This window comes from Hamadaea sp. (assembly GCF_013362815.1).
In the GTDB taxonomy this organism is placed as follows: domain Bacteria; phylum Actinomycetota; class Actinomycetes; order Mycobacteriales; family Micromonosporaceae; genus Hamadaea.
On sequence record NZ_JABFVK010000087.1, the window covers coordinates 40,285 to 62,689 of the forward strand.

General features: G+C 70.0%; 18 protein-coding genes. 3 read left to right on the forward strand and 15 right to left on the reverse strand.

Annotated features, from left to right (window positions below):
• Nucleotides 1–72 precede the first annotated feature (72 nt).
• A complete protein-coding gene (locus HOV77_RS30255; protein WP_290868315.1) occupies nt 73–1,290 on the forward strand; it encodes an NADP-dependent isocitrate dehydrogenase in 1,218 nt (405 codons plus the stop codon).
• Nucleotides 1,291–1,748: 458 nt separating this feature from the next.
• Here the strand turns inward: HOV77_RS30255 and HOV77_RS30260 are convergent, their stop codons facing one another.
• The 6 genes from HOV77_RS30260 to HOV77_RS30285 form a co-directional block, all read right to left on the reverse strand.
• Nucleotides 1,749–2,939, reverse strand: a complete 1,191-nt coding sequence (locus tag HOV77_RS30260) for a hypothetical protein (RefSeq protein ID WP_290868316.1) — start codon at nt 2,937–2,939, stop codon at nt 1,749–1,751.
• A 5-nt stretch (nt 2,940–2,944) separates the two neighbouring features.
• Nucleotides 2,945–3,781, reverse strand: a complete 837-nt coding sequence (locus HOV77_RS30265) for an alpha/beta hydrolase (RefSeq protein WP_290868319.1) — start codon at nt 3,779–3,781, stop codon at nt 2,945–2,947.
• 21 nt (nt 3,782–3,802) lie between these two features.
• Nucleotides 3,803–4,891, reverse strand: coding sequence for a galactose-1-phosphate uridylyltransferase (gene galT / locus HOV77_RS30270; protein WP_290868322.1), 1,089 nt, complete (start codon nt 4,889–4,891; stop codon nt 3,803–3,805).
• Nucleotides 4,888–5,661: a DeoR/GlpR family DNA-binding transcription regulator gene (locus tag HOV77_RS30275; RefSeq protein WP_290868325.1), complete on the reverse strand. Its 774-nt coding sequence runs from the start codon at nt 5,659–5,661 to the stop codon at nt 4,888–4,890. Before HOV77_RS30275 ends, galT begins: the two co-directional genes overlap by 4 nt.
• A 193-nt stretch (nt 5,662–5,854) precedes the next feature.
• Entirely contained in the window at nt 5,855–6,766 is a 912-nt protein-coding gene (locus tag HOV77_RS30280; protein ID WP_290868328.1) for a glycosyltransferase family A protein, read from the reverse strand.
• Entirely contained in the window at nt 6,763–7,704 is a 942-nt protein-coding gene (locus HOV77_RS30285; RefSeq protein WP_290868331.1) for a sulfotransferase, read from the reverse strand. Before HOV77_RS30285 ends, HOV77_RS30280 begins: the two co-directional genes overlap by 4 nt.
• 89 nt (nt 7,705–7,793) lie before the next feature.
• Between HOV77_RS30285 and HOV77_RS30290 the strand changes: the two genes are divergently transcribed.
• Nucleotides 7,794–8,645 (forward strand): WecB/TagA/CpsF family glycosyltransferase, encoded by an 852-nt coding sequence (locus tag HOV77_RS30290; protein ID WP_290868333.1) that lies wholly within the window; start codon nt 7,794–7,796, stop codon nt 8,643–8,645.
• 114 nt (nt 8,646–8,759) lie between these two features.
• Here HOV77_RS30290 and HOV77_RS30295 read toward each other — a convergent pair whose 3' ends face one another.
• The 8 genes from HOV77_RS30295 to HOV77_RS30330 all read right to left on the reverse strand — a co-directional run bounded on the left by HOV77_RS30295 (nt 8,760) and on the right by HOV77_RS30330 (nt 18,524).
• Nucleotides 8,760–9,476 carry a hypothetical protein gene (locus HOV77_RS30295; RefSeq protein WP_290868337.1) on the reverse strand — a complete coding sequence of 239 codons (717 nt, stop codon included), beginning with the start codon at nt 9,474–9,476 and terminating at the stop codon, nt 8,760–8,762.
• Between the two features lie 320 nt (nt 9,477–9,796).
• Complete coding sequence (locus HOV77_RS30300) at nt 9,797–10,771, reverse strand: glycosyl hydrolase (RefSeq protein WP_290868340.1); 975 nt, start codon at nt 10,769–10,771, stop codon at nt 9,797–9,799.
• Nucleotides 10,768–11,703, reverse strand: a complete 936-nt coding sequence (locus HOV77_RS30305; RefSeq protein WP_290868343.1) for a methyltransferase domain-containing protein — start codon at nt 11,701–11,703, stop codon at nt 10,768–10,770. The genes HOV77_RS30300 and HOV77_RS30305 overlap by 4 nt, the downstream gene beginning before the upstream one ends.
• A gap of 18 nt (nt 11,704–11,721) precedes the next feature.
• Nucleotides 11,722–13,260 carry a polysaccharide biosynthesis C-terminal domain-containing protein gene (locus tag HOV77_RS30310; RefSeq protein WP_290868346.1) on the reverse strand — a complete coding sequence of 513 codons (1,539 nt, stop codon included), beginning with the start codon at nt 13,258–13,260 and terminating at the stop codon, nt 11,722–11,724.
• Nucleotides 13,257–14,129 (reverse strand): sulfotransferase domain-containing protein, encoded by an 873-nt coding sequence (locus HOV77_RS30315; protein WP_290868349.1) that lies wholly within the window; start codon nt 14,127–14,129, stop codon nt 13,257–13,259. Before HOV77_RS30315 ends, HOV77_RS30310 begins: the two co-directional genes overlap by 4 nt.
• Complete coding sequence (locus HOV77_RS30320) at nt 14,126–15,406, reverse strand: hypothetical protein (protein WP_290868352.1); 1,281 nt, start codon at nt 15,404–15,406, stop codon at nt 14,126–14,128. The genes HOV77_RS30315 and HOV77_RS30320 overlap by 4 nt, the downstream gene beginning before the upstream one ends.
• Complete coding sequence (locus tag HOV77_RS30325; protein WP_290868355.1) at nt 15,403–16,779, reverse strand: hypothetical protein; 1,377 nt, start codon at nt 16,777–16,779, stop codon at nt 15,403–15,405. The genes HOV77_RS30320 and HOV77_RS30325 overlap by 4 nt, the downstream gene beginning before the upstream one ends.
• A gap of 50 nt (nt 16,780–16,829) precedes the next feature.
• A complete protein-coding gene (locus tag HOV77_RS30330) occupies nt 16,830–18,524 on the reverse strand; it encodes a Wzz/FepE/Etk N-terminal domain-containing protein (protein ID WP_290868357.1) in 1,695 nt (564 codons plus the stop codon).
• A 233-nt stretch (nt 18,525–18,757) separates the two neighbouring features.
• On the opposite strand from HOV77_RS30330, the gene HOV77_RS30335 reads away from it, so the two are divergent.
• Nucleotides 18,758–20,908, forward strand: coding sequence for a hypothetical protein (locus HOV77_RS30335; protein WP_290868360.1), 2,151 nt, complete (start codon nt 18,758–18,760; stop codon nt 20,906–20,908).
• Here the strand turns inward: HOV77_RS30335 and cysC are convergent.
• Complete coding sequence (gene cysC / locus HOV77_RS30340) at nt 20,889–22,394, reverse strand: adenylyl-sulfate kinase (RefSeq protein WP_290868363.1); 1,506 nt, start codon at nt 22,392–22,394, stop codon at nt 20,889–20,891. The genes HOV77_RS30335 and cysC overlap by 20 nt on opposite strands.
• Nucleotides 22,395–22,405 lie beyond the last annotated feature (11 nt).

Consider the following 22,405-nt stretch of genomic DNA (forward strand, 5'->3'; position numbering starts at 1 on the left):
CTCGGCCCGATGGCAGTACGCTCGTACTGTTAATGCGACTTGCCAACACCTCCGAGGGGAGCGCCCGGCACCATGGCGAAGATCAAGGTGACCAACCCGGTCGTCGAGCTCGACGGCGACGAGATGACCCGGATCATCTGGAAGCAGATCCGTGAGCAGCTGATCCTGCCCTATCTCGACGTCGACCTGCACTACTACGACCTCAGCATCGAGCACCGTGACGCGACCGACGACCAGGTCACGATCGACGCGGCCAACGCCATCAAGCAGCACGGCGTCGGCGTCAAGTGCGCGACGATCACGCCGGACGAGGCCCGGGTCGAGGAGTTCGGCCTGAAGAAGATGTGGAAGTCGCCGAACGGCACGATCCGCAACATCCTCGGCGGCGTGATCTTCCGTGAGCCGATCATCATGAGCAACGTGCCGCGGCTCGTCCCCGGCTGGACCAAGCCGATCGTGGTCGGCCGTCACGCGCACGGTGACCAGTACAAGGCCACCGACTTCGTGGTCCCCGGCCCGGGCAAGGTGACCGTCACCTACACGCCGGCCGACGGCAGCGCGCCGATGGAGTTCGAGATCGCCGACTTCCCCGGCGGCGGCGTGGCCATGGGCATGTACAACTACGACGACTCGATCCGCGATTTCGCGCGCGCCTCGTTCAGCTACGGCCTGCTGCGGAACTACCCGGTCTACCTGTCGACGAAGAACACCATCCTCAAGGCGTACGACGGCCGGTTCAAGGACATCTTCGCTGAGGTCTTCGAGGCCGAGTTCAAGGCCGAGTTCGACGCCAAGGGCCTGACCTACGAGCACCGGCTGATCGACGACATGGTCGCCGCCGCGCTCAAGTGGGAGGGCGGCTACGTCTGGGCCTGCAAGAACTACGACGGTGACGTCCAGTCCGACATCGTGGCCCAGGGCTTCGGCTCGCTCGGCCTGATGACCTCGGTTCTCATGACGCCGGACGGGCGTACGGTCGAGGCCGAGGCCGCGCACGGCACGGTCACCCGGCATTACCGGCAGTGGCAGAAGGGCCAGAAGACGTCGACCAACCCGATCGCGTCGATCTTCGCCTGGACGCGGGGCCTGGCCCACCGGGGCAAGCTCGACGGCACCCCGGCCGTCACCGAGTTCGCCGACACGCTGGAGCAGGTCATCATCGACACCGTCGAGGGCGGGGCGATGACCAAGGACCTGGCTCTCCTCATCGCGCCGGACGCTCCGTGGCAGACCACCGAGGAGTTCATGAACACCCTCGACACGAACCTGGCCAAGCGACTCTCGGCCTGACGCGTTACTCCGGTTTGGGTGATTCGTTACGAATAGTGAGAGCGGAGCCAGCCGCACTCACCCGAAGTGAATTCACCTGCCGTCCCTTCCCCGGGGCGGGCTCCATGGGAGCCCGCCCCGTCCCTGTCTTTCGGCGCTCGCCGTGCACCGGGAGCGCCCGCCCTGCGCCGGGAGCGCCCGCGCTTGCGGCGGGTAGCGCGTTGTTGCGGGCAGCGCGTTTGTGGCGGGTAGCGCGTTTGTGGCGGGTAGCGCGCTTGCGCGTTATCCCGGGACAACGCGGTTATTCGAGCTCGCAAGGCCGCGTTATCCCGGATAACGCGATGATCATGCAGCCGAGCGCCGGCCGAGCGCCGAGCGAGCGGGCGAGCAAGCGAGCGAGCGAGCCCGCGGGGCGAGGCGGAACAAGTGACGAGAAAAGGGGCACGCCCGTTCCCGGACGCGCCCTTTAGCGAGCGGTGCTACTTGATGCGCTGGTCCTGGACGGTGAATCCGGCCCCGGTCAAGGCATCACGGAGCGCGTCGGCCATGGCGAAGTCGCGACCGGCCCGGGCCTGCTCGCGGGCGGCGCGTACGGAGGACACCAGGGCGGGGACCGCTTCGTGCGCCTCGGTCGCCAACTGCCCGAGCTGCACGATCATGCCGCGCAGGAGGCTGCGGGCGTGTTCGTGGTCGGGGGAGACGTTGGTGTCGGCGGCCCAGTCGTCGATCGCGGTCTCGAGTTCTAGCGCGGCGGCGACGCATTCCTGCACGTCCTGGGCGGCGAGGGCAGTGGCGAACCGGGCGTTGAGCGCTTCGGCGACCTGGCCGACGGAGGCGGCGGCCGGCTCCGCGGCGGCCTCCGAAGGCGCCGGTGGCGCCGGAGGGGCGACCGCAGCGGCCGAGGTGTCGGCGAGCGCTTCGAGCGGCAGCGTACTGCCGGTGGGGTAGACCCGGCTCTCGCCGCGTCGGCGCAAGGTCAGCCCGCCCTGACCGACGACCTGCACGGATCGGGTGGGCAGGTCGACGAGAACGGCGGTGTGCTCGTCGATCCCGACGATCACCGACTCCTCGGGCAGCCACTGCTCCATCCGGGCGAGCCGGCTCTCGCCGAGGTAACAGAACCGGGTGTCGTGGTGGCCGCCCTCGGCGTTGTCGTAGTGCGGAATGATCACCGCCGGTACGCCGGTCAGCTCCCGGAAGATGTCCAGCGCCGGAACCCAGTGCGGATCGAGGCCCGCTTTGTAGATCTCGTAGACCGGGATGGCATGGGAGCCGAGGGTCAGCGCCGCCGCACTCGCGAAGATGACGACCTTCGACTTCGTGATCAGGCCCGGAATCGGCGTGTCCCGCCAATGCGTCAAGGCGTACGTCGGGGAGCCGGGACCGGCGAAGAGCCACTCGGCCTGTCGCAACGAGGTCAGCGCTCGCTCAGCCTCCACCGGTGGGAGGTCGCGCCGCCGCCAGGAGACCACGCCGATGTCTCGGCCCACGCTGGCCTTGAAGTACGCCACCGCCCGGGCCGAGATGTCGTCGGCATTGGACTGGAAGCCGTATGGGGTGTCGAGCAGGACGGCGGGGGCGTCGCCGACTCGATCGAGGATGGCGCGATGAGGTTTGATCATGGTGGGCGTCGTCTCGCCCGATCCCATGAGGACGATCAGTTCGGTCATTCAGATCACTCCGCCAGGCTCAGCAGATCGGCGGCCAGCTCTTTGGGCCGTTGGGCGTGCAAGTCGTGGTCGCCGCCGGCGTACTCCCGGATGCGGGCGTCGGGCACCGCGGCGGCGGCTCGCTCGACCCGGCCCCGGGTCCGCTCGGCTCGGACGGGATCGTTGGGGAGCGCGGGAAGCAGCAGGGTCGGCGCGGTGATCCGGGGCAGCCAGTCCCACACGGGGTGGTCCCACATGTCCCGCACGATCTCCATGTGCCGGGGGATGGGCAGCCGCCGCTCGACCGTGCCGTCGGGCAGCTCCCGCAGGTTGTACGCAGTCGCCGCGACGGCAGCGGCCGACCAGTCGGGATGAGCCCGCCGCAGGTACGCCTCGAGGTCGCCGGCCCGCATCCCGTCGACGGACGGCGGCCGCAGCGCATCCTCGCAGTCCTCCCAGGACGCGAACTCGCCGGCGAGGTCGATCCAGCCGCCGTCGACCAGCGCCAGCCCGGCGACCAGCTCCGGATGCTCGGCGGCGAACCGCACGACGACGTTGCCGCCCCAAGACTGCCCGGCCACGATCACCGAGCTGAGGCCGAGCGCGGCACAGACCGCCGCGAGGTCGTTCGCGGCGGTCGCCGTGTCGAAGCCGTCGGCGGGCAGCGTCGAGTCGCCGTGCCCGCGCAGGTCGACGGCCCACGTCGGGTGACCCGCCTCGACCAGGGCGGCCGCGGTCTCGTCCCACAACCGGGCGTTCGAGGCGAGCCCGTGCACCAGCAGGAACCCGCGACCCGGCGCGCCATCACCGAAATGGCGCACACTCAGGGTGGCGTCGGGCAGCGTGACATGCAGCGGTCGCATGCCACCGACACTAGCGGGGACCTACGACAAGGTCGCCTGCATTGCGGCACGGAGTGCGGAAGCCGACTCCTCCGGCGGGATGTCGTTGACGAAGGCGCCCATCGCCGACTCCGAACCGGCGAGGTACTTCAGCTTCCCGGGACCCCGCCGGATGCTGAACAACTGCAGGTGGAGGTAGGCGAGCTCGCGGTCTTCGCGTACCGGTGCCTGATGCCAGGCCCCGATGTAAGGCATGGGAGCGTCGAAGAGCGCGTCGAAACCGCGTACAAGTGAAAGCCACAGCGGAGCCGCGGCCTCGCGCTCTTCGTCGGACAGCGCGGCGAGGTCCGGGACCTGGCGGTGCGGCGCGAGATGGACCTCGAACGGCCAGCGCGCGAAGGCCGGCACGAAGGCGGTCCAGTGGTCGTTGCGCGCGAGGACGCGCGCACCGTCCGCGATCTCCGCGGCCAGGACGTCCGCGTAGAGGTTGCGGCCGGTGGCCTCGTGGTGGCGGCGCGCGGCCGCGAGATGCTGCCGGGTCTTGGGCGTGACATAGGGGTACGCGTAAATCTGCCCGTGTGGGTGGTGCATCGTGACACCGATCTCGACACCGCGGTTCTCGAAGCAGAAGACCTGCTCGACGCCGGGAACCTGAGACAGTTCGGCGGTACGCTGCGCCAGCGCGGCGAGGACGGTGCGCACCCGGGTCTCGGAGAGCCTGCCGAAGGACGATTCGTGGTCCGGTGTGAAGCACACGACCTCGCAGCGGCCGACGCCCGGCCGGGTGCTGGGGTAGTCGTCACTCGCCGGCTCGATGGGAGCGCTCGTCGAGAACGACGGGAATCGGTTCTCGAAGACGACCACGTCGTAGTCGTCGGCGGGGATCTCCGTGAAGTAGTCGGGCTTCGACGGGCACAACGGGCATTCGCTGGTCGGCGGCAGCAGCGGGCGGCCCTGACGGCTGCTCGCGATGGCCACCCATTCCTCGGTCAGCGGGTCGCGCCGCAGCTGGGTCGGCGCGGGCGGGGCCGCGAGATCCCGCTGGTCCACCGAGGCGCGTACGGCGTCGTCGGCCTCGTCGAAGTAGATCAGCTCGCGGCCGTCGGCCAAGCGGATCGAGGTGTGCTTCACGGTTGGTCCTTTGTGATGAGGAGTTCGGTTTCCCGGAGGGTCTCGCGGGCCTCGTCGGGGAGACCGCCGTCGGTGACGAGGACGTGCGCCTCATCGAGTTCGGCGATCGAGGCGATGCCGACGACGTCCCATTTGGAGGAGTCGGCCACCACGACCGTGCGGCGGGCGGAATCGATCAACGCCCGGTCGGTCTCGGCCTCCAGCAGATTCGGAGTGGTGAACCCGGCCCGGACGCTCATCCCGTGTACACCGAGGAACAGCAGATCGACGTGCAGACTGCGGATCGCCGCACTCGCGATCGGGCCCACCAACGCGTCCGACGGCGTACGCACCCCGCCCGTGAGCACGACGGTCTGGTCGGCGCGCCCGGCCCGATGGAAGAGGTCGGCGACCGGGATCGAATTGGTCACCACGGTCAGTCCTTCGACCTGGGTGAGTCGTTGCGCCAAGCGGGCGGTCGTCGTCCCGGCCGACAGCGCGATCGCCGTCCCCGGCTGGACCAACTCCGCAGCGCGGTCGGCGATCGCTTCCTTCTGCCGCTGGTGGAGCTCCGCCTTGGCGGCGAACCCGGGTTCCTCGGTGGCCCCCGGCCGCAGCGCGGTCGCACCACCGTGCACCTTGAGAATCAGCCCGCGATCGGACAGCATCTCCAAGTCACGACGGATGGTCATGTCCGAGACGCCGAACCGGTCCACCAGGTCGGCTACGCGTACGCCGCCGGTCGCCCGGACCGCGTCCAAGATCGCGGCCTGCCGCTGGGCTGCGAGCACTGCGCCTCCAGGTGAACATGCTCAAACGTGTCTCAACACGTTCCAACATACACCCCCACTGCGGAGCAGCGCTGGATCAGGGTTCTGGGTCGAATCTTGGCGCGAATACGACCCAGAACCCTGATCCGGCGGAAGGCCGGCGGAAGGCCGGCGGAAGGCCAGCGGAAGGCCAGCGGAAGGCCAGCGCAGAAAACTAGATCCCGTGGCCGTGCTTGTGCAGCGCACTCAGCACCCGCTCGATCCGCACGGCCCCGGTCAGCGCAGCGAGGGCGATGGCAGCCCGAGGCTCCCGCCAGTTCGCGCGTACGGTCTCCCGGGTCCACTTCCAGGCGTCCGAGCGGTTGCCGGCCGCCGCCGACCAGCAGGCGAGCTGGCCGTACACCCGGGCGGCGCCGGGCGGACAGCCCTTGATCTCGGGATGCCGGGCCATCATCCAGCGCAGCGACGAGATCTTGGTGGCGTACTCGTAGGCGTAGAACGAACTCCGGCCCCACAGCACCCGCACGAGCGGCTCGTCGACGTGCAGGATCGGATGCCGCCGCGCCGCCCGGATCAGCAGGTCCCAGTCCTCGTTCTGGCTGCCCGGGGCGTCTTCGGCGACCATTCCGGTCTCGATCAGCGCGGTTCGCCGGAACAGGAACCCCGAGGAGTGCAGCATCGCCATCCGGGACCGCGCAAGATCATCGATGGTCACGAGGTCACACCCGGCCAGCCGGATGCTGCGCCGGTCCGCGTACTGCACCTCGATCGCGCAGGTCACCATCTCGGCCTCCGCGTGATGGCGCAAGGCCGTCACCTGGTCCCGCAGCTTGTTCGGCACCCAGACGTCGTCGTCGTCACAGAAAGCCACCAGGTCCGCGTCACACTCCAGGATGCCGGTGTTCCGGGCTCCGGCCAATCCAGGGGTACGCACATTGCAGTGCACGGTCACCGGACGTTCGTCGTCGGATTCCCGGGACGGGTCGGGCTCGGCCTGGTCGTAGACGACGAGGATGCGGATGGGGCCCTCGTAGTCCTGCTCCAGGATGCCGTCGATCGTGCGGGTGAGCAGCTCGGGCCGGTCGCGTGTCGGCACGACTACATCAACCGAAGGCCAGATCGTCATCGCTTGACCCCCAATTCGTACCCGTACGCCTTGAGCATCGGCGCGCACACCGCGTTCACGACTGCCCGTTGTCTCGGTGCGAGGTGCGTACGCCAAGCGTCGTCCTGTCGCAGGGGCACGACGCCCGTGGCGAACCGCATCGGGTTCCCGGCAGCGCTGTGCGACACGCCCAGGGTCACCTGGTCGGATTCCAGCCATCCGAGGTCCACTGCGGACGGGTCGAGCCCGGCGAACGTGACCAGCCGCCGCAGCGTCGACTGCGGATCGGCGAGGAATTCCTCATAGCGCAGCGTGCGTACGCGTACGCCCCGGCGGCGGAGCAGCGAGAACGCGGCGTTGTGCGCGGTCCACAGCAGAGCCGAGCGCGCCGGGGAGTACCTGGTCATCTCGTCGGTGGCCGCCTCCGGCCGGAGCACCTTCTTCGTCCACGAGTACGCCACCCCACGAGGGTCCCGAACCACATGCAGTACGCGAAGGTCGAGCGGTGGTTCGGCACTTGTCGCGTAGCGGAGAACATGAGCGAGCGCGGAGTGCTTCGACGAATCCACGATCACCTCCGCGCCGCTGACGGCGGCCGCTGCCTCGTAGATGCGGACGTAGTAGTCGGCGTATTCGCGTACCAGTTCGGCATAGCCGCTGGGCACGCGAGTCGCGAGGCGCGGGATGTGGCGGGTGCGTTCGACCAGATCGCGCAGCGCGAGGACCCGATGGACGTCGACCCGGTGCCAGCCGCCGAAGGCCGCGATGCCGACGCGTTCCCAGAAGTCGCAGCCCCAGAAGTGGCTGCCGCAGGCGCATTTCTCGTCGTCGCGCAGGTCGCGCTGCCAGAGATGGACCAGCTCGCCGACGGCGCAGACGCCCGGCACCTCGCCGAGGACGCGCTCGATCAGCGTCGTGCCGCTGCGTCCCAGCCCGCCGAGGAAGATGACCCGCGCCATCGGCGCACCCCCTGCACGGTTGTGTCGGTTCGTGTGTCACTGCGGTTAACGAGTGATACGCAGGCATTGACCCGCTATTGTCCAATTTCGTGGGAAATGAGCGCGTGAGACTGGCCGGCCGGGAATTCGACGCGATCACCGAGGAAGAGGTCGCCGCCTGCGTCGTGGAGGCGCTGAGCCGGGGCGAAGGCGGCCGGATCGTCACCCCGAACGTCGACATCCTGCGGCTCGCCGACAGCGACCGCCCGATCGCGGCAGAGGTACGCAGCTTCCTCGACGACGCCACCCTCGTGGTCGCCGACGGCATGCCGCTGGTGTGGGCGAGCAAACTCGCGGGCAACCCGTTGCCCGAACGGGTCGCCGGATCCAGCCTGATCTGGACGATCTCGCAGGCCATCGGTGACATCGCCGGATCGGTCTACCTGCTCGGCGGAGCGCCGGTGCCGTCGGCGACCGAACCGGCGGAAGGCGACGACTGGCTGCTCATGGCCTCTGCCGTGGGGGTCGCCGGGCGTACCGCTGACGGAGCGCACCGGGCCGCCGCGGAACTCGCCGCCGCCTGCCCCGGGCTGGCCATCGCAGGCTGCTCGGCCCCACCGTTCGGCTTCGACTCCGATCCCGACTTGTACGCCCCAGTGCTGGACGCCGTGATCGCCGCCCGTCCCGACGTCTGCTTCGTCGGCCTGGGCTTCCCGCGGCAGGAGCGGGTGATCACCGATCTCCGTGACGCCCTGCCGTCGACCTGGTTCCTCGGCTGCGGGGCGGCGATCAACTTCATCGCCGGTGAGCAGCAGCGGGCCCCGATCTGGATGCAGCGCAGTGGACTCGAATGGGCGCACCGGCTGGCCCAGGAGCCGCGGCGGCTCGCCTCTCGCTACTTGCGCCACGACGCCCCGTACGCCGTCCGGCTGCTCGCGGGCGCCGCCCTCCGCCGCCCCTGACCCCCTCGCGCCCCGCGCTCGCGTTCGCTTTCGCGCTGGATCAGGGTTCTGGGTCGAATCTTGCGCCTTGATTCGACCCAGAACCCTGATCCAGCGCAGCTGATCTGGGAGACGTCAGGAGTCGGAGAGGTGCGGCCGTTCGGGCCACCCGCGTTTCCGGAGCGCGGCGAGAACTTCTGCTACGACAGCCGGAAGGTCGCGGCGTAGCCGATCCCCGGTTACGTGAATGACGAGCCAGCCGGCGAGGACTTGCTGGTTCAATCGAACACGGTCGCGGGCGAGGTCCGACCGCGAACTGTGGTACTCGAAGCCGTCGTATTCGAGCGCGACGCGATAATCCGGCCAGGCCATGTCCACGCGCGCGATGAACGCTCCGCGATGGGTGATCACGAATTGGGTGACCGGGCGGGGAACGCCGTTCGTGACGAGCATAAGCCGGCCGCGAGATTCTCCGGGCGACTCCGCGCCGCCATCGGCCAGCCGGGTGGCCTGCAGAAAGCGCTGCCAGTACGCCTCGGCCGCCCGCTCCCACGCGTACTTCTCCAGTTCTGCCACCGTGACGAGACGTCGGCCCAGGAACTGATCCAGATAGACGATGGCGTCTGCCAACGGGCGATGGCGAACGAGATCCCAGCATGCGCGAGTCGGCGATGCGATCCGCAGCCCGGCCAGGTCGCGTACGTCGTCGGCAAGCGTCGGCCCGTGATGCAGGAGCACGCCCTTGACTGGGCCATGAGGCGCGGGCAGTAACAGCTCGACGAGGTCGGTCGCACTGAGCGGAATCCCGTACGCGAATGCGGCCGAGACTCCGGTAAGGATGCCCTCCGGCAAGAGGTGTTCAACCGCGGCTGCGCATCTAGTCAGGTGATCCACTTCCGCAGTTGCTTCCACATACACATCCCGAAAGAGTCTCCGCCAGGTCTTGCCGGACAGCTGCGTCCGAGTGACGAGACCTTCGCGTACGGCGTCGCCACCCCGGAAGATCCGTCCCCGGAGTGCTGGTGGAATCTGTGGTCGACGCGGCATCAGCCGACCGTTGCAGTCGGGATGGTGAGATCACAACGCCTGTGGATAACCCGCCACAGTTGGATCAGGGTTCTGGGTCGAATCTTGCGCCTTGATTCGACCCAGAACCCTGATCCAGCGCCAAACTAGTGGGGGGTGAGCGAGGTGAACGAGGAGCGGAAGGCGGCGAACGCCGCAGCGTCGTTCACCAGCCGGAATCGCCCGTTCTCCCCGTTGCCGTCGGGATCGGATTCGAAGTAGGCCACCGCCTTGATCTGCGGCCAGCTCTGCACGAAGGCAGCGGCGTCGGAAAGCCAGCGAACCCGCGTCGGCGGACCCCAACTGCGGGCGACGCCGAATTCCCCGACGACGATGGGCTTCGGGCGTTGGGCGGCCCAGAGGAGGAACGGGGCGAGGAGGTCTCGCAGCGACGCGTACTTGCTTCCGGCGTACGCGTCGACGCAGATCCAGTCCACCGTGTCGTCGCCGGGGTAGAAGGCGGCTGCCCGGCCGGCGGCGAAACCTTCCGCGGTCGGGCACCACACCCAGGCGACGTTGCGTACGCCTTCTTCAGCGAACACCGCTCGAATGTGCCGCCAGGCGGCGATGTAGTCCTCGGGGCTCCACATCGTGGCGGCCAGGTTCGGCCGGTCCATCTCCCAGCGGACGCGAAGCAGCACCGGATCGCCGAAGCGGCGGAGCTCGGCGGCCCGCGTACGCAGGACCCGGTCGGCGTGCCCGAGGGTGATCGAGCGGGTGTCGCCGGTGGCCCAGCTGAGCATGAGCGTGCTGCCCTTGCGGCCGAGCTGGCGGTCGCTGAAGGTGTCGAACGGCTCGTCGATCCGCCGGTATGTGTTGACGATCCGCAGGCGGCTGCCGAGCGACTCCTCGTACTGGCGTACCGCCGCGATCCGGCCGGCCTGGGTGAGCTGAGGCGGCCGGACCCACGCGCCCAGCCAGGCACCGGTGATCGGCGGGGTCACCGCGCCCCCGGTGAAGGGACCGGCGTTCGGCCGGACGTCGTCCAATCGGGACGGCGTCGGCGTGGGCTTCTGCGGTGGCGGCGAGCAGGCAGTCAAGGCCAGTAGCCCGACCGCCACCGTGGCTAGAAAGCGCCTCACCAGCTCTCCGCGTCCGGGTCGCGTCGCGGCCGCTCCGGCTCCGCCGACGAAGGTTCCGCCGGCTCCGCCGAGCCCGAGGGAGCTGAAGCGCCCGAGTCGGCCGGGGCCGCCGAGTCCGAGTGCGAAGGAACGGTCGGCAACTCGGACGTGGTCGACGTCAGGTCTCCGCTGGCCAGGCTGCCCAACGTCGGCCGGGTACGCCGGGCGATGTAGAGCACGTTGACGGCGTACTTGCCGGCGAGGCCGACCCGGGTGGCCAGATCGTCCACGAGCTGCGCGATCGGGCGTAGCCAGCGGCGGCCGTACCAGCCCTGGGTGAACAGGGCGAAGCCGCGCTGCTCGACGACGGTGAACCCGTGCCGGTCGAGGATCGTGGCGACGTCGTCGTGGGAGAGCTCGGCGAACCAGGGCTTCGCGCCGTGGCGGCGATGACGTAGGTGCCGCAAAGAGTGGGCGTTGCCGTGGTTCTCCACGACGAGCAGTCCGGCGTCGTAGTGCGGCAGGGCCTGGGCGGCGAAGGCGATCGCCCGGTCGCGTACCACCTCGTCGACGTTGAGGAGCAGCCGGAAGACGGTGACGAGGGCGGGCGCGTCGGTCGGGACCGGAGTGGGCACCGGGCCGGTCTCGTCGATCTGGTGCATAACGGCGTACGCGCCGACCTCCTGCGCCTTGGCCAGCATGGCGGCGCTGGTGTCGTAGCCGTGCGCCCCCCGGACCAGCCCGTGCAGGATGCGGATGGCGCGGCCGGTGCCGCAGGCGAAGTCGTGCTGCACCGGACGGCGATAGGGGAACGCCCGCCGGGCCAGCCGCCGCAGGTACTCCCGCTGCCGCCGGTTGATCGCCGACCAGTAGCTGTCGGGGGCGTACACGATGTGCTCGTATTTCTCCACCGCCGCGGAGTCCTGGAAGATCTGGGTGTAATCGGTGCGCATGGTTCTCCTCGAGTGTTGTCAGACCCGCCGGCTCAATGGGGTCAGGGGCAGGCGGCGGCGCAGCAGCACCACCCCCAGCAGGTACGCGACCGCCCCGGCTCCGATGGCCAGCCAAGGCGGGGACGCGTGCAGCGCGGCCGGCACCGCGCCGAAGCTGACGGCGGTCAGCAGCGCGGCGGCGAGGGTGTCGCCGCCGAAGGGGTGCAGCCGCATCGAGACCACGATCTGGGCGAGGGGCAGCAGGTTGTTCACGGCGACCGCGCAGGCCAGCCCGATGGCGGCCCCAGCGATGCCGAGCGCCGGGATGAGGAGGAGATCCGCGGCGACCATCGCGGTCAGGGCCGCGAGAACGTTGACGAGGTTCCAGACGGTGCGCCCGCCCATGGCGAGCACCATGTCGACCATGCCGCAGCCGGTGGCCAGCAGCATTGCGAGGGCGAGAACGCGTACCACCGGAACGGCTTGCCGGTAGTGCGCGCCGAACAGGCCCAGGTAGTCACCGGCGTACTGAAGGACGGTGAGGTGCAAGGGCCAGCTCGTGAGGATGAGCCAGCCGGTCGCCGTCTGGTACAGCCGCCGGGCGGTGGGCAGGTCCCCGACCGCGAGCGCCTCCGCGAGCCGCGGCTGCACCGCCTGCGAGATCGCGCCGTTGGCGAGCTGGCCGACGACGACGAACCGCCCCGCGACCGAGTACGCCGCCGCCGGAGCGAGCCCGGCGAGCGCGGCGACCAGCAGCACATCGATGCGTTGGAGAGCGGTCTGGGCGACGTTCGCGAGGGCCCGGGGCGCGGTGAACCGCCAGAACCGCCACCCCATCCCGGCGTCTTCCGAGCGCTGGATCACGGATCTCGGTCGAATCTTGCGCCAAGATTCGACCCGGAACCCTGATCCAGCGCGGAAAGCGCGCCAGAGGAGGTAGCCGGCGGCGACGCAGACCGGCAGGAACGGCGCGGCCCAGGCGACGGCCCACACCGCGACCGGCGCGCCGACCAGGAACACCGCGGCCAGCAGGATCAGTTGCAGCGCCGGCCGGGTGATCTTCTCGAGCAGTACGGTCGGGCGCATCTGCCGATAGCCGCGGGTCGCGGCCAGCAAAGCGTCGGCGAGCGCGGCGAGCGGCAGGAAGAACGCCAGCGCGCGTAGGGGATCGGCGTACTCGGGGGTCACGATCGGCGCGAGCCAGTAGGTGACCAGGGTGAGTGCCAGCCCGGCGAGGAACACGGGCGGCAGCGAGACCCGGAGGCACGCGCCGATCAGTTCCGGTGTGGACAGTGCGCGCAGCCGGGCCGGCCAGTACACCAGCCCGGTCACGGTGCCCAGTCGCGCCACGCCGCCCACCAGGGTGAACGCGGCGGTGGCGGCGAAGAACGAACCCGCCTGCTCGGCTCCGAGCCCGCGCGCGACCAGCCAGGTCACTCCGAGGCCCGCGACTCCGGCCAGGCCCGCGCCCAGCAGGTTCGCGACGCCGCCGCGCGCGGTGGAGGCCAGCGCGTCGCCGCGGGAGACGACTTCCCGATGCGGCGGCGGCTGGATACGTGTCGGGTTCTCCGTGGTCATTGTCGCCAGGCAGGCGTACGCCCAAGCCAGGCGGTCAAGGCCGCATCGTGCGGAGCGAAGTGCACGCGGAGCTCCGCGCGGATCTCGTCGGGCAGCTCGGTCTCCCGGGGCCGGGCGTTGTGCTGTTCGAACTCGGGGAAGCCGAGGTGCGGCAGGCCGAGGAAGTCCTGCACCCGCTCGTAGACGGTCTTCGGGTCGGTGAAGAACTCCTCCGCCTCCTGGACGAGGATGTTGTCCCGGCCGAGCTGATGCGCCATCTGCTCCAGCGCGATGGCGTATTCGCCCCGGGCCCGGTACGCGTGGTGCTGGTGGGCGAACGAGTACGCGAACGGGTCGGCGGTCAGCCGGGCCTGCTGACCCCGCAGCCGGCTCGGTTCCAGGGCGAGCGCGCGGGCGAAGTCGGCTTCCAGCTCGAAGCCCCGGGCGACTTCGTGGGCGTGCTGCGAGTACGCCCGCTCGACCGGATCCCGCACGAGCACGATCGCGCGTACGCCGGGCAGGTCGCGGGCGATCCGGGCGGCCGCATGCGGGTGGTAGAGGTAGTAAGGGCTGGACTCGAAGGTCTGCCCCGGATAGCCGTGCTCTTCGAGTAGCTTCTCGGCGGCCCGGCGCAGCGGGAAGTGGGCGCGATACCAGTCCGGCCCGCGGTGGTAGTTGGTGTCGAAGTAGTGCACGCCCTTGTGCAGCACCGCCTTGAGCACCAGGGGATGCTGCGAGAGCGCCCGGTAGAGCGAGGTGGTTCCGCAGCGCTGCCCGCCGCAGATGAGGAACGAGGGCAGCATGCGCGAACCGGCGGTGAGCCGGCCGAACGAACGCGATCCGGCGTGGATGATCCGCTTGACGGGTTCGGGGACGGTACTGGAGTTCACGTCAGCCTCCGGACGCGGTCGATGAGCACGGGCAGCAGCCAGGTGCCGAGGACACCGAGGCGCGCACCCGCCTCGGCCTGGCGGTCGGCCAGATAGCGGGCGGCGAGGTCCACGAGGTAGAGCAGGGCGGTGACTTCGCGCCCGTCGGGGACCACGTCGAACGGATCGAGCAATGTGGACGCCTGGGCGACGACGTCCGCCACACAGCCCCGAGCGTCCGCGTCTTGCTGAATCCGGCGCTGCAGCTCGTAATGAAGCGCGTCGAAGCCCATCGGCACGCCCGGCGTGAACCTTTCCCAGTCCCACACCAGGAGATCAGGGTCGGTCTCGCCGGTGCCGCCAGGGGCGGCTTCCGTGCCGCCGCGAACACAAGCCATGTTCCAGGGGGCCCAGTCCCCGTGCCACGCGCCGTAGCTCAGCGGCACGTCACCGCTTCGGTCGATCAAGGTCCGCGCGGCGTCCAGCAACGGCGCGCCGTCGGCGTGGTCGGCCACCTGCACGAGGCGGTTGCGCAGGTCGGCCCAGTACGGGCTGGTGGCCAGCCAGCCCCGGGTGGTGCCCACCGCCCGGGCCACCTCCAGCATCGCCGTGGTCAGTCTTTCCGGAGCCAGTGGTACGCGAGGACGCCAGATCGGCAGCGCGGACTGCACGAGCACTTGATGGCCGTGCCACTGTCCGGTGTGGAGGACGCGGGGGACGGCGACTTCCTTGAGGTCGATGTGCGACAACGCGGTCAACGCCGCGGTCTCGGCCCGGACGAGCCGACGCGTCAGCGGTCCCGTGCCCAGCTTGGCGAAGCCGAACGTACGCCCGGTCGGCGTGAGCAGTTGCAGGACCGGCTTCCGGTTGGCCCTCGCCGGTCCGATGTGGATACTGATGCTCAGCGGGGCCTGAAGGTGCTGCTCCAGGTAGCTGTCGATGGAGTCGGCCCCGGGCGACGGTGCGTTGATGCGTACGCGATCACGCAGGAGTGCGGGCCACGCCCCGGTCCGCAACGCCGCCACGACGGCGTCCCGTTTGAGCTTGGCGAGCCGGGTCTGCGGCTCGGCGAACCGGCGTACGGCGGCGGCGGCGACCCGCCGGGACCCCATCGGGATCAGCAGCTTCGGCCGTCGCGCATGGGGAACGACGAGATACTCCGCCACCCGGTCCGGCCCGTCGCCGGTGAGCGAACAGGGCGCGGGATAGAGCAGATCGAGGACTTCGGCGAGGTACTGATGGCGTAGTTGTGCGTCGGCGGCGGTCAGTTGGGCGGGAGCAGTGGTCACCGGACTCATGCGACACCCCGATCAGAGTTCGTCTTCGGGAGGTTTGCGCGCCAGAGCAGCGCGTACGCCAGGAAGGTGAAGGCGAGCGGGGTGACCAGCGAGTTGTACCAGAACATCGCGACGAAGGTCCCCACGATCGCGGCCTGGCCCGCGATCCCGATCGGCGTGCGGTCGCGGCGGAACCGCCACAGGCCGTAGCCGAAGAAGCCCAGATAGCCGACGGTGCCGACCGCGCCGTGCGCGAACAGCAGTTGCCAGAATTGGCCGTTGCCGCCGACGGTGAAATTGCCGCAGCGTTCACAGCCGGCGCTCTCGCCGACTGCGATGGACTGCCGGCCGCCGAGCGTGTTGCGGGTCGAACCGAACCCGACCAGCGGCGACTGGTGGAATCCGTCCAGCGCCCGCTCGGTGAGATACAGGCGTACGCCGTTGGACTTCCCGTTCTCGAGGCGCTTGTTGACGACGTCCCCCAGGGGCGTCACCGCGAGTACGCCGGCCAACGCTGCCGCTGCGCCCGCCCCGGCCAGAAGCATGCCCAGGCGGCCCGACTGCGCCTGGCGTACCGCCACGTAGGCGAGAGTGACCCCGAGCCCGATCCAGAGCCCCCGATTGAGCGAGTGGACGACCGGAACGGCCGCGACCACCAGGAGTGCGAAGGCCGCGACCTTGACCCGGCGGGTGAGGGTGGCGCGGACCGCGACCACGAACCAGACGACGAGCAGGCAGAAGTTGTTGCCCCAGGTGTTGGTGTAACCCCACGGCGCGGCCGGGCGCGGCTGCGGGTCGCCGACGATGTCCATGATCTGCGCGGCGTAGGGATGGACGAGCGACTTGATGAAGCCCTTGCCGCGCACGCCCGGGGGGAGTAGCAGTTCGACGGGCGAGGTGAAGCCGAAGTGGCCCGCGAACGTGCCCAGCAGGCCGCCCGCGACCGTGACCACGAAGAGCCAGGCCAGCAGCTTTACCAGGCGGGCTTGCGAGAGCGTGCCGGTCGGCAGGTTCCCGGCGTAGATCAGCAGGACCGTGAGCGCGACGTACTCGATTAGGCGGAACGCCACGCCGGTGATCCGTTCGGCCGCGCCTGCCACGACGACGCCGTCCGGATCGGAGCCGAGCACGGCGACGCCGATCACGACCGCGCCCAGGAAGACCAGCCAGAGCGGGAAGCCCGGGGGCAGCTTGATCCGCTCGCCACGGCGGTGCTTCTTCACGAGCTGAGCGACCATCGGCACCGCGAGAATCGGGAAGATCAGTACGCCGAGGCCGAGCGCCCACCAGACCGGGTAGAACGCCAGGAGCGCTACCAGCGGCCAGGGCCCCGGCGCTTTCGGCGCTGTTGCTTTGTGCGCTGGATCAGGGATCTCGGTCGAATCTTGACCCAAGATTCGACCTGGATCCCTGATCCAGCGTTCGCGCGAGACGGGGGGAGCGGTCACGCGGCGCCCTGCCCGGCGGTCGCGTCGAGCTCGGCCAGCTTGGTGTCGTCGAGGCACTGGAAGTGCTGGGTGTCCTCGACCAGAGCACCCGACGAGACGAGAGCAGCCGACGAGGCCTGCGCAGCCGACGGAGCGAAAGTGGGTGCCGGACCGGGAGCGGTCGGCTTGAGCCGCGGCACGACGACCGCGCCCAGCAAAACAGTGCCGACCCGGCGCAGCTGCTCGGCGGCGTCCGTGACCTGGGGATACCGCGTACGCCGAAGCTCGATCGCGACGATGGCGGCGTCGGCCACCCCGGCCAGACTCTGTGCGTCCGCACTCGCCTCGGTCGACGGGGCCTCGATGATCAGGTAGTCGCACTGCGTACGCAGTTGGGCGACGATGTCGCGGAGCGCTTGGGACTGCAACAGCCCGGCCGCGCTGGCGGTCGCGCCGGTGGCCAGCACCCGCAGGTGCGGCGTACGCGGAGCGCGCTGCAACGCGGTGGCCAGCGCGACCCGGCCGCAGATGACATCGGACAACCCGGGGGTGGGTTGCACCCCGACCATTCCCGCCAGCGGCGGTACGCCGACGAGCAGATCGGTCTGGTGTGCCCCGACGAGCACGACTTCGCTGCCCGTCCGGGCGAGCGCGGTCGCGAGGTTGGCCGCGACGAGGGTGGCCGACGGCCCCCGGCTGGCGCCGGTCACGACCACGGCCCGGCCCAGGTTCTCGTCCGCGGCGGGGATGACGGAGGCGATCGCGGCGACGACTTCGTTCCGCAGCCGGTTGAAGATCCGGCCGCCACTGCCGTACGGGGGGAAGACGTCGTCCAGCCGGGCCTTGGCCCGCCCGGTCACCTCGGCCAGCACCGGGACGTCTGCCCGGCGCCAGACGTCACCCGCCCGGCGTACGCGGCGGTCGAGGCGGTGGCGGAGGGCCGCGGCCAGCAGCCCGAGCAGCGCTCCGAGGACGGCGCCCCCGGCCAGGTTGATCTTCAGATCCGGCTTGCGGGGCCGGCTCGGCAGGCCCGCGTCGCTGATGATCCGGCCCGCGCTCACCGCCGTCGTGGACAGCCCGTTGAGCTTGCCGTTCAGCTGGTTGATCTGGGCCTGCAGGGTCCCGCGCTGACTGTCCAGGGTGGGCCGGTTCGGGGCGTCGCCGGGCAGCTTGCCCAGCTTGGTGATCACCTGACCGAGCTGGAGGGACAGTTGCTTGAGCTTGGCGTTGAGCGCCTTGATCTGGGTGTTGAGATCGTCGTGCGCGTTCTCGTCCCGGCTTCGCAGGTACGCCTCGGCGAACGCGTGCGAACCGGCCTGCGCCAGTTGCGGCGTACGCGCGGCGTACTTGATCTGCAGGACCGTCGTGTTCGGCGGTACTTCCACCGACACCGCGCGCGACAGTTCCCGGGGGTCCGCCTTCGTCCGCAGAAGCTCCGCAGCAGTGGTTGCGACCTGGGTCGAGCGGACCAACTGCGCCTCGGTGTCGAGGTTGATCTCGCCCTTGGTACGCCCACCGGCCGCGTTCGCGTCCCCGCCCGACGGCTGGACCAGGACGGACGTGCTCGAGACGTATTCGCGGGGGAGCGTACGGGTCACAGCGGCGGCCCCCGCCACCCCGACCAGGGTCAGCAGCAGGACGACCCACCAGTGCCGACGGACCAGACCGAGGTAGTCGGAGAGGTCCATCGACCCGGGATGAGCGGCGTCCATGGGCGGGCCTTTCGCGTGCGGATGACGGGCGTGCGGGGTCGGCGGGGCGGAAGAAGGAGGAGGCCCCTGAGAGGTAAACGGCACGGGAGGGCTGACGTAACTCCGGAAAACAGGCTGTATGTCCGTATTTGCTGGGCGTGTCGCTGCACGATTTCCGGGATCGGCCGACTTTTCTGGACGTTTACCCCTTTAAGCCCCTGTGCGTCGCTAATAGGATCAAGAGCAGCAAATCAGTGCGTTTCTCTCGACTGGCGGAGGGAGGCACCGCGATGGGCGGCTCCAGCCACGGCAGGCAGTCCGCGCGGGTGGCGCTGCTGGCCGCAGCGGCGGTGACAGCGGCCGCCGCGATCGGCCTGGTCGGCGGCCAGGTCTCGGACCGGCCCCGGACCGTGCCGGTCTCGGAGGACGTCTCGGTCCGCGACTTCGCACCTGCCTCGCACGACACCGCGCAACCCGAGAGCATCGATCTCCTCGCGGCCGGCGGCTGGGACGGCGGTGCGGCGGTCAGCTACCTGAAGTTCCGCGTCGATCTGCCCGCCAAGACCCCGCCCGTGCACGCCGAGCTCTGGCTCGCCCGGCACAGCGGCCGCCTCCCGGGCGTCGTCGAACTCAGCGTCGTCCCGTGGTCGGACTGGCAGGCGGCCAGCGTCACCGCCGGGTCCGCGCCTCGGCTCGGCCGCGTGGTCGGCTCGGTCTTCCCGACCGGCTTCGAGACCGCGGTCCACTTCGACGTCACGAGCGTCATCCGCACTTCCGGCGAGTACGCGTTCGCGGTGACCGCCCCGACGAGCGACGCGATCGGTCTGTTCGACGCCCAGGAAAGCCGGGTGAAACGGCCGCCCACGCTGGCTCTCCAGTGGAACGACGGCCCCCGTCCGTCGGCGAGCCCACTCAAACGCCTGCCCGGCCGGTTGATCGTCGCGCCGCCGAGCACTGCTTTGCGCTACCTGCAATTGCCGGGGTGGCTGCCTGAAGAGGCCGCTCCTTACTGGCTTCCCACTACTGACGACGGTGCGTACGCGACGGCGAGTGCGACCGACGAACCGTCGCCGCCTCCGCCACCCTCGCCGACGCCGGGTGCGCCCTCGGATTCCGCCGCTCCGGCGACCAGTCCCTCCGACAGCCCTTCTGGCAGTCCGTCGGACAGCCCATCGGAATCTCCTTCGGAGTCGCCATCGGATGCACCGTCTCCGTCGGACAGTGCTACGAGTTCGCCTAGCCCGTCGGGGGCCCCGTCGGCGTCCGCGTCTATGACAGGTTCGCCGTCCGCGTCCGCATCCCAGTCGGCTTCTGCATCAGCGTCTGCATCAGCGTCTCCGTCGATGTCGCAGTCCCCGTCAGCCTCGCAGTCGGCGTCGCCGAGCCCGAGCGGCACTACTCCGTCCGAACCCGACTGCCGCCTCGGCGATCTGGCCGTACCCAGTTGCGGCGTGCTTTGGGGAGTGGCGCCCGGTGCGCATACCTCGGTCAACCGGGCCACCGCGTTGCGGAACTTCGAGAGCCTCACCCAACGGCCGCAGGCGGTGTATCACGCGTACCACCGGGGCGACCAGATCTTCCCCACGGGCGAGGAGATCAGCCTGGCCCGGGACCCGCAGAACCCGCGGATCTTGATGGTGAACTGGAAACCGATGAACGCGACCTGGCGGGAGATCGCGAACGGTGACCCGTGGGCCGACGACTACCTGGACCGGCTGGCCGCGCACCTCAAGGCGACGTTCACCGAGCCGTTCTTCTTCACCATGCACCACGAGCCCGAAGACGACGTACGCACCAACTCGTTGCTCGGCATGACCGCGCGCGACTTCGCCGCCGCCTTCCGATACGTCGTGCAGCGGCTGCGAGCCGAGGGCGTCACGAACCTGATCTCCGTCGTCTGCTACATGGCGTACGTGCCGTGGAACACGAAGTCCTGGTTCCCGGATCTCTACCCGGGTGACGACGTCGTCGACTGGGTGGCCTGGGACGCGTACGCCTACAGCGATCCCGGCTACGGCTACGGCGACTTCGCCGAGATGATGAACCGGCGGTCGAGCCTGCATCCGGACTGGCCCGGCTTCTACACCTGGGCGGCGAGAAAGTTCCCGACCAAGCCGTTGATGGTGGCCGAATGGGGACTCTGGTACTCGTCGTTCAACCAGCAGCATCCGGCCGACTTCTTCCGGAGCGTCGGACGGCAGATCGACTTGTTCCCCCGGGTCAAGGCGCTGCTCTACTTCGAGACGCCGAGCAACCAGACCGGCCGGGACTCGCGGGTGCACGCCACTGCGGACGGGCTGGCCGCGTACCGGGACCTGGGGAAGCTGCCCGTGTTCCGGGTCGAACCACCGGTCGAGTACTCGAACCGGCCGAGTCCGACGTTCGTCAGGCCTCCGGGAGGCTGATCCAGCCACCGTTGACGAGGTAGTCGAGCACCAGGTCGACGGCGTCCTCGACGGTGCCATGGCTGGTGTCGATGGTCAGCTCGGCGTCGGTCGGCGCCTCGTACGGGTCGTCGATGCCGGTCATGCCCCGGATCAGCCCGGCCCGGGCCTTGGCGTACAACCCCTTGCGGTCGCGCTTCTCGCACACGTCGAGCGGCGTCGCGACGTGTACCAGGATGAAGTCCGCGCCGGCGGTGCGGGCCAACGCGCGTGCGCCGGCTCGGGCGGCGGCGTACGGGGCGATCGGGCAGGCGACGGCCACTCCGCCATGCCGGGCGACCTCGGCGGCGACGAATCCGATCCGGCGGATGTTCAGGTCGCGGTCTTCCCGGCCGAAGCCCAGCCCCCGGCTGAGTTCCCGCCGGACGATGTCACCGTCGAGCATGGTGATCGTGCGTTCGCCCTCTTCGCGGAGCACTTCGGCGACGCCGTGCGCCACCGTGGACTTCCCCGAGCCGGACAGCCCGGTGAAGAACAGGACGAGACCCCGCTGTCGGCGCGGCGGGCGGGCCTTGGACAACTCGCGGGCGACGGCCGGCGGCGTATGCCATTCGGGCAGGGTCTCGCCGTCGTCGAGCACCTGGGCGATCTCGTCCGTGGTCAACGGTAGCCGGGCGAAACGGGGATTCACGTCGTTGGCATCGCGCCACTGCCCGTCCCGGGTGTCGTAGGCGAGCGCGCGCGGGACGAGGATGCGCGGCCCCCGGCCGGCGATGGTCTCGGCGGTGGACAGCAGGTGGGTGACCCCGTACGCTTCGGCGACCCGGGCCCGCAGCGCGCCGTCGGCGAATTGGTCCCCCCGCCGATGCAGCGGAATCGCGACGACGAGCGGGTCCGGCAGCCGGTCCGCCGCCGCCAGTACGCAGCGCAGCAACGCGTGCTGCTCCAGCCCGTCCGGTCCCGGCTCGGCCACCGGGACGAGCAGCACGATCTGCGCGTTCAACTGCCGGGCGGTATGCAGCAGCTGAGCCAGCTGCGGGCGGTGCAACGGGCGATCGGCGTAGAAGCCGAGGACCCGTCCGGCTTGCAGTTGGTGCCGGGCCTCGGCGGCGGACAGCCGATAGCGGTGGAACGGCAACCCGCCGTCGCCGTACGCGCGTACCGCCCCGGCCAGGTGGCTGTGCCCCGGCTTGCGGGCGGGCCAGCGTTCGGCGATGTGCAGTGCGCCGACCGGGGCCCCTTCCGGGTCGGTCAGCACGACCGCCTTCGCCTCGGGGCGTACCGCCGCGTCCGGGACGACGAGGGTGATCGGCGGCCACACGCCGTCGTCCGGCAACCGGCCGTGCTGCTCCACCGCGGCACAGTCGGACCGGCTCATGAACCCGTCCAGCGGTGCGTACGCCCCGGCGAGCAGCATCTGCAGGTCGGCGAGCTCGACCGGCTCGGGCGTGTGGGCGGGTGCGTCGGCCAGGTCCTGGTCGGACAGGGCCCACTCGAACCGGTCCACTTCGCCTCCTG